The following is a 12,357-nucleotide window of genomic DNA, read 5'->3' on the forward strand; positions in this document are numbered from 1 at the left end:
TGGGGCGCTGACGCCTCCGTTCAGCCCTGTCCCGCTGCGGTGACGCGCGTGCCTGATCGGTGAATGTCGCGCTCGTGGATGATTCCGACCAGGCGGCGGGTCTCCCGCCCGTCCACCACCGGCAGCCAGGGCAGGTCCCGCTCCGCCATCAGGGCCAGGGCCGCGCGCGCCTCGTCGTCGGGCTCCAGCACGGGGACGTCGGACCGAACCAGGGCGTCGGCCGTGAGGCTTCCGGAATTCCGGGCCAGCGCCGCCGCCAGGTCGATCGGCGCCACCATCCCCGCGAGCCGGCCGTCGCCGGACACGACCAGCACCCGCCCGCCGGGAGCGGCCCGGCAGGCCGACAGGATGTCGCCGACCCCGGCGTCCGGGGAAATGGCATGGTCGGACGGCTGCAGGATGTCCCCCACGCGGACGGCCCTGGATCCTCCCGTCCCGCGGCTGGGGGTGACGGGGACCAGCCCGCGCCGCTCCAGCTGGAGTTGGAAGATGGAGCGCCCGTTGAGCCGCCCCATGGTCATCGCGGCGGTCACGGTGCCGACCATGACGGCCGTGGTGACGCCATAGTCCGCGGTCATCTCGAACACGATCAGGATGGTCGATATGGGCGCGCCGAGCACCGCGCCGGCCACGGCGCCCATTCCGACCGTGGCATAGGTTCCCGATCCGGAAGCCAGGTCCGGCGACACCGCCGCCACGGCCAGCCCGAACGCACCGCCGCCGAGCGCGCCCACGGCCAGCGACGGACTGAACACCCCGCCGGAGAAGCCGCTGCCCAGCGACAGCGCCGTCGCCACGAGCTTGGCCAGCAGAAGCGCCGCCAGCAGGCCGAAGGGCAGGGCGCCCTGGAGCGCCCGGTCGGTCACCTCGTAGCCGACGCCCAGCACTTCCGGGAACTCCAGCGCCAGGAGCCCGACGCCCAGCCCGCCCACGGCGGGGCGGGCCCAGCGCGGCAGCCCGACTTTGGGAGACCAGGCATCGAACAGGCCGTCCACCAGGAAGATCGACCGGACGAACGCCAGGGCGAGGGCGGCCGACGCGAAACCGAGCAGGGCGAAGACAGGCAGCTCCCACAGGGTACCGACCGGGGTCGCGGGCAGCATGAAGGCCGGGAAGTCGCCGTACCACGCCCTGCCGATGGCGGTGCCGGTGACCGAGGCCAGCACCACGGGGGCGAAGGCCGCCACGCCGTACTGGGCGACCACGACCTCGATGGCGAAGAACACGCCCGCGATCGGCGCGTTGAAGGAGGTCGCGACGGCGGATGCCACGCCGCAGCCGAGCAGCGTGCGCCTCAGCCCCGATGACAGTCGGAGCGTTTCGCCGAACCAGGACGCGAGAACGGCTCCCAGGTGAACGACCGGTCCCTCGCGCCCGACGGAGGCGCCGACCCCGAGCGCCCCGGCGGATGCCAGGGCGGCGGCCAGTCCGCTCCGGAAGGGCAGGCGGCCCTTGGCCCTGCCGGCCTGAGCGATGACGTCGGGAACTCCCATGGGTCGTCCTCCCGGCAGGAACCGATGCTGGAACAGGCCCAGCAGCAGCCCGCCCGCGCAGGGCGCCAGCAGGATGTGCCACCACGCCAGCTGTTCCAGCCTGTCCAGGATCTGAAGGCCCCCGGTGCCGTAGGCGAGGCTTTGGAAAATCGATATGGCGGTCCGGAACACGATGGCTGCGCCCGCGGCCACCCCGCCGACCAGCACGGCCAGGACGGCGAGAAGCAGCTGGTCGTGCCGCATCAGCCGGCGCAGGCGGACCAGGAGACGGACGGGAGCCCGGCGGGCCGCGTCGATGACGGGGTGCAGACCTCCCGGGATGGTTTTCCGATTGTCGCCGGCCGGCGGTCCTTGCTTCAAATCGATGTAACCCCTTGAAACCCGGCCGGGAGAATAGGGCGGCGACTGTCCATCAGTCCACCTCCCGGTGGTCACGCCGGCCCCGCCCGGACGCCGACGGCGCGGAACCCATGGTCCTCCCGTCAGTTCAAGACTTGACCCGATTGCGAAGGATTCCCAGATGACCAAGTGCGCAAGAACCCCGCGACTGCCCGCGACCCATCGGCTTGCGGCGATCGCAGCGGCGGGATTGCTGGCATGCCTGATCGCCGTCCGCGCCGCCTCCGGCATGGAAATGGGCGACTTGGCCACGCTTCGGACCGCGGCCCTCGACCTGCTCAACCAGGATCGCCGCGAGCACGACCTGCCGCTTCTCGAACTGGACGACACGCTGAACGAGGCTGCGCAGAACCATGCGGAGGACATGCTACGCCGGGACTACTACAGCCACACGTCGCCGGAAGGGGAAACCGTCATGGACCGCTATCGCGCCGCCGGCGGCAGTTCCTCTAGGGTGGTCGCGGAGAACATCGCGCGGTGCGAAGGCTGTCCGCTGCCGCCCGACCGCTCGACCGTCGAGCAATTGCAGCGGGGCTGGATGAACAGCCCGGATCACCGCCGCAACATCCTGGCTCACGGCCTGGAGCGCTTCGGCTTCGGCATCGCCGGCGATACCGGGCAGGGCCTCTACGCCGTCCAGAACTTCGCCGGTGCCGGTACCCCGCGCCGCGCGGGCGGGGAGGCCGCAGGCGGAAAAGGCGACGCGCCGGCGCGCCGCATCGGGCCGGAGGAAAGGCAGGCCCTGGCGCTCGACCTGATCAACCGCGCCCGGAGGGAGGGCGGCGTCGAGCCGCTCTCGGGCGCTCCGGCGCTGGCCGAGGCCGGACGCGAAGCCCTGGACGAGGGGGGAGGCGGCCAGCCGCTGGACGTCTCCCCGTTCCGCCATCTGACGCGGGACGCCCGGGCGCGCTGGCGCGACTTCTCCAGCGTGGCCGGACGGTGCGGCGGCTGCGGGACCGAGCCGACGGACGCGGACGTCCGGTTCTTCGTCGGCCAGTGGCTGGACCAGGCGGACTATCGCCGGACGCTCCTGGATTCCGCCTACACCCATGGCGGCTTCGCGATGGCCGCGGACGGCAACGGCGGCAAGGCGGCCCTGATGGCGCTGGCCGGCCGATAGGGAGCGACGCTCCGGCGCCGGCCCGTCACTTGATCGCGAAACCGGACGCGTAGGGCAGCCACAGGATCAGCATCGGGAACATGATCAGCAGGGCCAGCACCACGAGCAGCGTTCCGTAGAACGGCAGCAGCGCGCGGACCAGCTGCTCCATCCTGACCTTCCCGATCCCGCACCCGACATACAGGACGGTGCCCACCGGCGGGGTCAGCAGCCCGATGCCCAGCAGGTACGACATCAGAACCCCGAAATAGACCGAGTCGATGCCGCCCGCCTGGATGATCGGCAGCATGATCGGCGCCAGGATGACCATGGCCGGGGTAAGGTCCATCACCACGCCCACCAGCAGCAGCAGGGCGCTGAGCATCAGCAGAATCCAGTAGGGGTTCGTGGTGATGCCGGTCATGCTCTGCACAAGCGTCTGCGGCACCATCGAGGTGGTCAGGAACCAGGCCACCACCGTGGCGGTCGCCAGCAGGAAGAGCACCATGCCGGTCAGGCGCCCGGTGTTGATCAGCATGCCCCAGAGGTCGCGCACCTTGACCTCCCGGTAGACGAAAAGGGAGATCACCAGCGAATAGAACAGGGCCGCCACCGCGGCCTCGGTCGCGGTGAAGACGCCGCCGAGGATCCCGCCGACGATGATGACGGGCAGGATCAATCCGAGGGAAGCCTCCTTGAAGGTCTGCCAGAGCCGGCCGAGGGAGAACCGGGTGGTCTTGCCCGCATGGCTGGTCCGCGCAGTCAGGAACGTGGTGATCATCAGGGCCAGCCCGATCACCAGGCCGGGGATCAGTCCCGCGATGAACAACAGCGCCAGGATGCTGGCGAACAGCATATCGATGATGCGGAAGAGCAGGGGCAACGGTTCGGCGCCGCCGCCCTCGTCCAGGTCTTTTTCCATGGTTCACCTTGATGTACGCAGCGGGATGTCACGCGCCGGGAACGTGCCGGCCGAGCGTCGTCGGCCGGCATTCGCCTCACTTGGTCGCGGCGCTTTCCTCCGCTCCCTCGGCGATCTTCTGGACGCGATCGACGAGATCGGTGCCGATGCGCGGCGCCCACTGGTCATAGACCGGCTTCGTCGCCTCCCGGAAAGCGGCGCGCTGCTCGGGCGACAGTTCGGCGATCTGCATGCCGCGCTGCTTCAGCTGGGCCTTGGACCAGTCGTCGTACTCGGCGCTGATCTTCCGCTCGTACTGGGCGCTCTTGTCCGCCGCTTCCTGACGACCTTCCTGTAGGGCTCGGGCAGAATGTCCCAGACCCGCTGGGAGAACATGATGATGAAGGGCGTGTAGACGTGCCTGGTCTCGGTGCCGTAGGGCTGGACCTCGAAGAAGTTGGAGGTCAGGATCGTGCTCCACGGGTTCTCCTGGCCGTCGATGACCCCCTGCTCCATGGCGCTGAACACCTCGCCGAACGCCATCGGCGTCGGGTTGGCGCCAAGCGTCTTGCAGATGTCGACCTGCACCGGGTTCTGCATGGTCCGGATCTTCAGCCCGCCGACGTTCAGGCCGCCGACGTCCGCCGGCTTGGTCACCGGCCGCACCTTGTTGGTAAGCTCGCGGAAGCCGTTCTCGGCGAACGCCAGCGCCTTGATCCCGGTTCCCTCGAACTTGTCCAACTGGTCCTGGCCCAGGTCGCTGTCCATCACCGCGTAGGCCGCCTTGCGGTCCCCGAACAGGAACGGCAGGTCGAACACCTGCAGTTCGGGCACGAGGGAGGCTGCCGGGGACGTGGATGGATAGGTCATTTCCAGCGTGCCGCTCTGAAGCGCCTGCATCATCTGCGCGTCGTCGCCGACCTGGCTGTTGGGGAAGATCTGGACCTTGAGCTTGCTGCCGGTGCGCTTGTCCAGGATGTCGGAGAAATACTTGACCGACCGGTACTGGGGCGACGTCTCGGCCAGGCCGATGCCGAACTTCAGGGTCTGCGACGGAAGGTCTCCGGTGACCACGTCGCCGGTGATCTCGGGCGGCGGCGAGAGTTCCGGCGCGGCCGGCGCCTGGGCGGATTTGCCCGATCCCTGGCCGGGCGCCCCGAACTGCGCGAACGCAGGTTACGCAGCCAGCGACATGGCCACTCCGACGGCCAGCGACGCGAACCTGGTGAGCATCGTTTCCTCCTCGTGTTTCTTCTACTTCTCTGAGCAACTCTTTGGAAAACCGGCCATGTGCCTGGACGGTCCCCCGCTTTTTAAGCGAGTTCGACCTTCCGTGGGATGGACGGGCGGGAGCCGCCCGATGCGGCTCACGGGTTTCCGCTGCCCGCGGAACGGGCACGCTCTTCAGCGTTGGCGGCGTGCGGTGGGGTTTCCGTCTGCCGGTCGAGCATGGCCGACAGGATCCGCAGGTTGGCCGCGAATCCGAGAGCCATGGCGCCTGCGTAGATGCCGGCGAATCCGCTCAGCAGAGCGGCGCCGACCGCTGTCCAGCCGTCCAGCGAGAGCGCCAGCCCGGTCGCGGTGACCAAGCCGCGCCGACCGCAGCATAGCCGATGATGGCGAGGGTACGGGCAATCGCGGGCATCCAATCCTCTTTCTGGCGTCGCCCTGCGGCAACAGTCCGGGGATCACCCGGATCCCGGGAGTGGCGGTCGAGGCGAATCCGCGAAGATTGGAACCCGGACCACGGACCGGAGTTACGCCAACGAAAGCAATTTGTTTCGAGGAAACCATGCGAGCCATCTTTCTACCGGCGCTGATTCTTGTCGCGGCTTCGTTGCAGACGGCGCCTGTCATGGCGCAGGCGACGGGCGGGCAAACCATGACCGACGTCGCTTCCGCCGCTAAAAGCGCTGCCGGGATGCTCGGTTCCGCCGCCCAGGACAAGCTTCTCGTAAGGGACATGCTGGGCGCCGGCGTGTCGGGGCCGGGCGGCAAGACGGTCGGAACCGTGGACGACCTGGTCGCCATCCCGGGGGGCCGGATCGTGGCGGCCATCATCGCGACCGATGCGGCCGACATGGGCCGCATCCCCGTGCCGTTCTCGATGGTGAAGGTCTCCCGTACCGCCGGCAAGCTCGGCCTCGCCCTTCCCGTCGGACTGTCCGAATTGAAGAACATGAAAGAAATCCAGGCGCTCGCTGCCGTGACTCCCGGAATGAAATAACTCCGCAGCGGAATGACGCCATAGCAGGGGGTCCTCCATGGCCCGCCCGATGCTTTCCCTTTTGATGGTCGCCATGCTCGGCGCAGCGCAGAGCGCCGCCGCGCAGGATCCCGTTTCCCCGCCGCGCGAGGAACCGGTGGCGATCGGTGACTACAGTTATGACGACTTCTACACCGGATTCAGACTCAGCCGGCTGATCGGCCTTCCCGTCGTCGGAGGCGGGGAAAAACCCGTCGGCACCATCGCGGACGTCACGATCGGTTTTCCCGGCGACCTCGAATGGGTCGTGATCCAGCCCGGCGCCGCCGCACCGCCGATGGAGGGTGGCCGGTTCAGCCTCGGCTGGAACATGGTCGAGGTGAACGAGGAGTTTCGAACGGCCGAAATACCCCTGAATGCGAAGAACCTGCAGGAAACCGCTCCCGGCCAGCCGATCGGACCGGTGGAGCGTCCCGAGAGCGTCGCCCGGCAGTGGCATGTTTCCGAACTCGTGGGCTCGGCCCTCGAGATCGACGGCGACGTGCCGGTCGGCACGGTGGAAGATCACATCGCCGGCAGCGACGCCGCCTTGAAGGCCGTGGTGTTCCGGGATGCCAAGGTCGGCACCCTCCGCGCCGTACCCTGGCGCTCCGTCGTGGTGGAGCCCGGGGGCAGGATCCTGACGGTTCCGCTGACGGAACAGGTGATCGCCGGCCTTCCGGCTTTCGACTACGCCAAAATGACCGAAGCCCTTCCGGATTGAGTATCCGTCGCCGTCCCGAAGGATGCGACAAGGGTATCTGGGGTCGAAAAAGGCTGGAACGGGGCGGCACCCGCGGAGTTAGCCGGATACCACGTGAGGAGCCGGTACCCGGCCTCCTGGATCGAACACGCGATTACTTGGGTTCCTCGCTCGACCCGAGTCGCCGGTGTTCGGAGCAGTATCGAAACTCATCCGAAAACACCGATCGAGGAACATTTGATGTTCGTCTCTCCATCCCTCATGCGAGCCTCGCGGCACTGCGTGCTCGCCTTGTCCCTGACCCTGGCCGGTGCCGGCACGGTATCCGCCCAGCAGGCCAATGCCCCGGCAAGCTTCGCCGACCTGGCACAGGCCAAGCTTCCCAGCGTTGTCACCATCACCGCCACCTCCAATGAACGGTCAGGCGAGGAAGAAGGCGGGAGAGGACCCGGGTTCGGCCTGCCGCCGGGCTTCCCGCAGTTCGATCTTCCGCCCGGCATTCCGTTCGAGGATTTTTTCCGGCGCTTCGGTCCGGGCGGGAACGGCGAGGGGCCGCAGCAACCTTCCCGGCCGGCCACGGCGCTGGGATCCGGTTTCATCATCGACCCGTCCGGTTACGTCGTGACGAACAACCATGTCGTCAGCAAGGCCGACGAGGTGAAGGTCGTGCTGCAGGACGAGCGGGAGTTCAACGCCAGGATCGTCGGTACCGATCCCAAGACCGACCTGGCGCTCCTGAAGATCGACGGCGTGGGCTCGCTGCCGGCCGTGGCTTGGGGAAACTCGGAGCGGATGCGGATCGGCGACTGGGTGCTGGCGATCGGCAATCCCTTCGGGCTTGGCGGCACCGTCACCGCCGGCATCATCTCGGCCCGCGCGCGCGACATCGGGGCCGGGCCTTACGACGACTTCCTCCAGACCGACGCGGCGATCAACCGGGGTAATTCCGGCGGCCCCATGTTCAACATGGCGGGCGAAGTGATCGGGGTGAACACCGCGATCTTCTTGCAGTCGGGCGGCAACATTGGCATCGGCTTCGCCGTCCCGGCGGAGGTCGCCCGGCCGATCATCGCGGAACTGCGGGAGACCGGCAAGGTGACGCGCGGCTGGCTCGGCGTCGCGATCCAGCCGGTCACGCCGGAGATCGCCGAGGCGCTTGGCCTCGATCAGCAGCGTGGCGCCCTGGTCGCGCAGGTGACGCCGGACAGCCCGGCGGCCAAGGCCGGGATCGAGCAGGGGGACGTCATCACCCAGTTCGACGGCCGGCAGCTGGAAGGCCCCCGCGAACTCAGCAGGACGGTTGCCCAGACCGATGTCGGCAAGCAGATCAGCATCACCGTGCTTCGTGACGGAAAGAGCCGGACCCTGGACACGACCATCACGCAGCTGGAGGAGACCCTGTCGGCCGAGGCGCAGCCGCAGGGCGAGAGCGGCAGCGGTCAGGAAGGCCCGCTCGGGCTGACGCTGGCCCCGGTGTCGCCGGAAATGCGCAAGCGCTTCGACCTGGGTTCCGACGCCAGCGGGGCGGTGGTCGTACAGGTCAAGCCCAACAGCCCGGCGGCGATGCGGGGCCTGCGTCCAGGCGACCTGATCACCCAGGCGGGCCGTCATAACGTCGATGGACCGAGTGACGTGGCGAACGCGGTCAAGCGGGCGCGCGATGCCGATCAGGACCATGTGCTGCTGCTGCGTCAGCGGGACGGGAATTCCATCTTCGTGCCGCTGCCGATCAACGGCCAGACAGGCTGATTCCGGTCCGGGCCGATACCGTCCGAGGACGGCGGTACGATCGTTGGAAAGCGTGTGAACCGCGCCGGCAGTGCCGGCGCGGTTCCGGTCGTTCGTCGGAGCGTTCAGGTTTCATCCCGTTCCAGGACATCCTCCACATAGGCCATGCGGATCAGAACGATGCCGGCCGCCGCGAGGGGCGTTCCAAGCATCAGCCCGAGCGGGCCGAGCAGGGCGCCGAACAGGACGAGGGAGGCGATCGTGAGGGCGGGCGGCAAGGCGACCGTTTCCTGCTGGATCAACGGTGTCAGCAGGTAGCCCTCGACCAGCTGCACGACGACGTAGAGAAGCGAGACGTAGAGCACCATGGTCGGGCTCTGCACAAGCCCCAGAAGCAGGGCAGGGATGGCCGACAGGATCGCGCCGACATAGGGCACGAAGGTCAGCACGGCGGCCAGCAGCGCCAGCGTCAACGCCAGCGGAATGCCGAGCAGCCAGAGGCCCAGGCCGGTCAGGACGCCGGTCGCGATCATGGAGATCCCCCGGCCTATGAGCCACCATTTCAGCAGGCGTCCGAGTTCGTCCAGGATCCGGTCGACGCGGGGCCGGTAGCTTGGCGGAAACAGCCGGATCAGGCCGCTCCTGTAAAGTTTGGTGTCGAGCGCGAGGTAAAGCCCGATGAAACAGACGACCACCAGCGTTCCCAGGAAGCTCATGACCGAGGATGCGGCGCCGGAAAGCCTCCCCAGGATCGATCCGCTGTCCAGGTCGAGGCGGTCCGGATCGAGCTGGCGGAACAGCGTCCCGCTCCAGGAATAATTCGACAGCCCTGCCCGTAGCTGGTCGATGGATTGCGGGATCGCCTGCCAGAGCTCGTCGACCTGGGACGCCAGGCGCGGAGCGAGAAGCCAGCAGGTCAGCCCGATCAGAAGGATCAGGGCCAAGGTCACGATGAGGACGGTCCTGCCGCAGCTCAGGCCCGTTGCCCGGGCGAGCTGGTCGCCGAGAGCCCTGAGCATGATCGCGACCAGGATGCCGGTGAATCCGATCAGCAGGAAGCCGCCGGCGATCCACACCGCCAGCAGCGCCAGCGCCGTCAGCGCGATCCACCGCAGCGTCCTGGCGGTCGGGGAACTCGTTCCGATGGATAGATCGACGTCTTTCACGAGCACATCATCAATCAATCTATTTCTACTTCATCGAAGCGGATCGAAGCGCGAAAGTTCCCTTGGACTGGAGGTCTCTTTGGAGGCGACTGGCGCATCCAATACAAAGCCTGGCCCTTTCATCGACAATCGGCTTCGCCATTGGCGTGACCCGATGAAATGCCCCACTTTTGCCTGAATTGATTTTGCGACGAGGAGCGCGCCCGAGGGTTGCCCGAGAAATCTCAATTGGGAGGTCTTGCAATCAACCGAGGAGTGAAGCCATGCGCAAGCTTTCAGCCGTGTTCGTCGCCGCCCTGTTCGCCGCCGGTACCGCATTCGCGCAGGACGACGGCCTGATCGACCGCGGAACCTTCGATATCAATCTCGGCGACGCCGGCATTTTCGGCGAGTGGGACGATGACGGGAACGGGATCATCAACGATACGGAGTTCGCCGCAGGCTCCTAGGACTGGGGCGGAGACGAGCAGCTCTCGTTCGGCGACTGGGACCTGAACGGTGACGACGGCATGCTTGCCGAGAACGAGTGGGGCGACTGGGAAGAGGACGGACTGTTCTGAGGCACGCCCCGGAACCGCCGCATGACCGGTAGCAACCCTGGCTCTTCCGCCAGCGGTTCCTCCGCGACAAGGGTTCGATGGCCGGCCGCGAGCAGCTTCGGTCGGCCATCGAGTGACGACAGGAGTTCGCGCATGCTCGGCAAAGCGCCTGCATTCGTCTTCGCTGTCCTGGGAGCGCTGATCGTGACAGCCTGTGCTCCGACGGACTTGCCTCCGGCCAGTCCGGTGTCTTCCGACGACGCCTCCCTGTTCCGCGAGCCGACCCTGCGCGACCCGCTGGGGTACAGCAGCGGCCCGGTGGACAGGGCTCCCTATACCACGGAACTCGACGGCCAGGGCTTGCCCGGACCGTCGGAGACAGTGGACGACAATGTCCGTTGAGAATGTCCGTCTGGCGATGGCGCTCTGATCGGAAGCGGGCCGGACAAGCCAAAGCCCCTCTTTAGTCGTGGCCGGACTTGATCCGGCCATCTTTCTGCGGGCCTCGCCGAGGCGCGGTCCTGCGACAACCGGCTTTTTCCGAACCGGCTTTCTACGGCGGCATGTTTCAGTCGGCGTCGACTTCGTAGGCCACGGCCCGGCTTTCGTCCTCGATGACCACCTGGTCGATGCAGGACGTCGCCGTGGCGTCTCCATAGGTGCAGGTCGCCGACGTCACGACGATGATGGCGATGTCGCCGCAGGCCGTCCCCAGGGGGATCAGTCGTCCCGCTCCAGACCTGGTGCCGGTCCCCGCGGTACCTCGCCGATATCGCTTTCGTTCTCCCGCAGCCCCAGGCCGGCGCCACGCGGCTGGCCTTCGTCCTCGCCGGCCAGCATCTGCTCGTCCTCGCCGGTTCCGATATCGACCTGATCCGACAGTCCGCGGCCTTCCCGCTCGGGGATCACGCCGCGATCCTCCGTCAGGCCGACGGACGGCTCCTCGCCGTCGTCGGAAAAAATCTGTGCCTGCACCGTTCCCGCGCCGATCATGGTCAATACGGTTGCGATGCCGGCGATGCGGTGAAACGCATTGCTCATGTCCCGCTCCTGTGATGCGAAATGCGTCCTGATGAAGGTTCCGCTGCCGCCGGCGATGGCGGGCTGATGCGGCCGGCCCGCCTGCGGGGCGTCGGCATTGGGCGGGACTCGGTCGCCAAGCAGGTTTCCGGCCGGGCCTTCCGCTTCGCGCCCGGCTCCCATCCGCCCGGTGTCGAGGGGCTCGTCGAGCTTTTCCTCCTTGGGAAGGCCCCTGCCGTCAGGCCGGCGAGCACCGCTCCGACCGTCAAGGACATGCGTATCATCGAATTCTCCCCATCGGTGTCTGCGGAATAGCCGTGCGGATCGGGCAGGGGCGGAAACCCGGCAGGAAGTACCGCGATTTCATCTACCGGGCCGACGCGGTTTTCAGATACCGCTGGATGTCCTCCAGCTTCTCGCGGCAGGCGACACTGTCGCCGTCGGCATAGTTTTCCCAGACCTGCATCATCTTGCGGCGGGCGACCAGTTCCTTGTCCAGAGGCAGCTCGTCGATCCCGTCGGTGATCTGCTGCCAGCCGGCGGGCTGGCAGGTTCCCATGGCGCTGTACTCGGAGGAACCGCCGCCCGAGGATTTCTGCTGCGCGGTCCTCTGCACCGACCCGGACGCTCCCGACCCGGACGAGCCGGTTGCGGATGAGCCCGATGCGGACGAGGGGGCCGGAACGACGACGGCGGCCGTGATCGGTTCTATCCCGATGATCTCGCCGGTGATGGGGTCTATCGTGACGAACACGTTGTCGCCGCGAATGGTCTCGACCTCGGCTACGTAGCTCGCTCCGACCTTGCCGAAATTCACCAGCCTAGCGAAGCCGAGCACGCCGAACTGATTGAGGAGCGTCGTCTGAAGCAGTTCGAGCTTGCGCTGTTCCGGACCGGAGCGTTTCTGGATGTACTGCTCCAGGTTGGTGCGGGTCGAGGGATCGCCTTTCGGCGGGCTGCCCTGCTGCTGGGCCAGGGCCGGCACTGTCGTTGCGATGACCAGCGCGGCGATGCAGGCTGAAGTGCGTTTCAACATCATTCCTACTCCATCGGTCCTTGCTCGG

13 protein-coding genes and 1 pseudogene are annotated in these 12,357 nt (G+C 67.4%); 7 read left to right on the forward strand and 7 right to left on the reverse strand.

What is annotated here, in order from left to right; all coding sequences use genetic code 11:
• Positions 1–20: 20 nt before the first annotated feature.
• Positions 21–1,853 (reverse strand): chloride channel protein, encoded by a 1,833-nt coding sequence (locus tag DPR14_RS08875; RefSeq protein ID WP_192499360.1) that lies wholly within the window; start codon positions 1,851–1,853, stop codon positions 21–23.
• A 160-nt stretch (positions 1,854–2,013) separates the two neighbouring features.
• Between DPR14_RS08875 and DPR14_RS08880 the strand changes: the two genes are divergently transcribed.
• Positions 2,014–3,012 carry a CAP domain-containing protein gene (locus DPR14_RS08880; protein ID WP_158044822.1) on the forward strand — a complete coding sequence of 333 codons (999 nt, stop codon included), beginning with the start codon at positions 2,014–2,016 and terminating at the stop codon, positions 3,010–3,012.
• Between the two features lie 25 nt (positions 3,013–3,037).
• On the opposite strand, the gene DPR14_RS08885 is transcribed toward DPR14_RS08880, so the two are convergent.
• From DPR14_RS08885 to DPR14_RS08895, 3 genes and pseudogenes are all read right to left on the reverse strand, one after another.
• Entirely contained in the window at positions 3,038–3,913 is an 876-nt protein-coding gene (locus tag DPR14_RS08885; RefSeq protein ID WP_158044823.1) for a TRAP transporter large permease, read from the reverse strand.
• A 76-nt stretch (positions 3,914–3,989) separates the two neighbouring features.
• Positions 3,990–4,966, reverse strand: a pseudogene (locus tag DPR14_RS08890) (TRAP transporter substrate-binding protein).
• A 293-nt stretch (positions 4,967–5,259) separates the two neighbouring features.
• Complete coding sequence (locus tag DPR14_RS08895) at positions 5,260–5,481, reverse strand: hypothetical protein (RefSeq protein ID WP_158044824.1); 222 nt, start codon at positions 5,479–5,481, stop codon at positions 5,260–5,262.
• 116 nt (positions 5,482–5,597) lie between these two features.
• On the opposite strand from DPR14_RS08895, the gene DPR14_RS08900 reads away from it, so the two are divergent.
• From DPR14_RS08900 to DPR14_RS08910, 3 genes are all read left to right on the forward strand, one after another.
• Positions 5,598–6,119 (forward strand): hypothetical protein, encoded by a 522-nt coding sequence (locus DPR14_RS08900; RefSeq protein WP_158044825.1) that lies wholly within the window; start codon positions 5,598–5,600, stop codon positions 6,117–6,119.
• 37 nt (positions 6,120–6,156) lie between these two features.
• Positions 6,157–6,861, forward strand: coding sequence for a PRC-barrel domain-containing protein (locus DPR14_RS08905; protein WP_158044826.1), 705 nt, complete (start codon positions 6,157–6,159; stop codon positions 6,859–6,861).
• 219 nt (positions 6,862–7,080) lie between these two features.
• On the forward strand, positions 7,081–8,589 hold the full coding sequence (locus tag DPR14_RS08910; protein WP_158044827.1) for a DegQ family serine endoprotease: 1,509 nt from the start codon (positions 7,081–7,083) through the stop codon (positions 8,587–8,589).
• Between the two features lie 104 nt (positions 8,590–8,693).
• Here DPR14_RS08910 and DPR14_RS08915 read toward each other — a convergent pair whose 3' ends face one another.
• Complete coding sequence (locus tag DPR14_RS08915) at positions 8,694–9,734, reverse strand: AI-2E family transporter (RefSeq protein ID WP_192499361.1); 1,041 nt, start codon at positions 9,732–9,734, stop codon at positions 8,694–8,696.
• 263 nt (positions 9,735–9,997) lie between these two features.
• Here DPR14_RS08915 and DPR14_RS08920 point away from each other — a divergent pair, with 263 nt between their 5' ends.
• A complete protein-coding gene (locus DPR14_RS08920; protein ID WP_158044829.1) occupies positions 9,998–10,183 on the forward strand; it encodes a hypothetical protein in 186 nt (61 codons plus the stop codon).
• 243 nt (positions 10,184–10,426) lie between these two features.
• Positions 10,427–10,675 (forward strand): hypothetical protein, encoded by a 249-nt coding sequence (locus DPR14_RS08925; protein ID WP_158044830.1) that lies wholly within the window; start codon positions 10,427–10,429, stop codon positions 10,673–10,675.
• Between the two features lie 318 nt (positions 10,676–10,993).
• Here the strand turns inward: DPR14_RS08925 and DPR14_RS08930 are convergent, their stop codons facing one another.
• A complete protein-coding gene (locus tag DPR14_RS08930; RefSeq protein WP_158044831.1) occupies positions 10,994–11,314 on the reverse strand; it encodes a hypothetical protein in 321 nt (106 codons plus the stop codon).
• Positions 11,315–11,335: 21 nt separating this feature from the next.
• Here DPR14_RS08930 and DPR14_RS08935 point away from each other — a divergent pair, with 21 nt between their 5' ends.
• On the forward strand, positions 11,336–11,608 hold the full coding sequence (locus DPR14_RS08935; RefSeq protein WP_158044832.1) for a hypothetical protein: 273 nt from the start codon (positions 11,336–11,338) through the stop codon (positions 11,606–11,608).
• 52 nt (positions 11,609–11,660) lie between these two features.
• Here the strand turns inward: DPR14_RS08935 and DPR14_RS08940 are convergent, their stop codons facing one another.
• A complete protein-coding gene (locus tag DPR14_RS08940; protein WP_158044833.1) occupies positions 11,661–12,332 on the reverse strand; it encodes a PepSY domain-containing protein in 672 nt (223 codons plus the stop codon).
• Between the last annotated feature and the right edge of the window lie 25 nt (positions 12,333–12,357).

The sequence above is a fragment of the Skermanella pratensis genome, from assembly GCF_008843145.1.
GTDB lineage: Bacteria > Pseudomonadota > Alphaproteobacteria > Azospirillales > Azospirillaceae > Skermanella > Skermanella pratensis.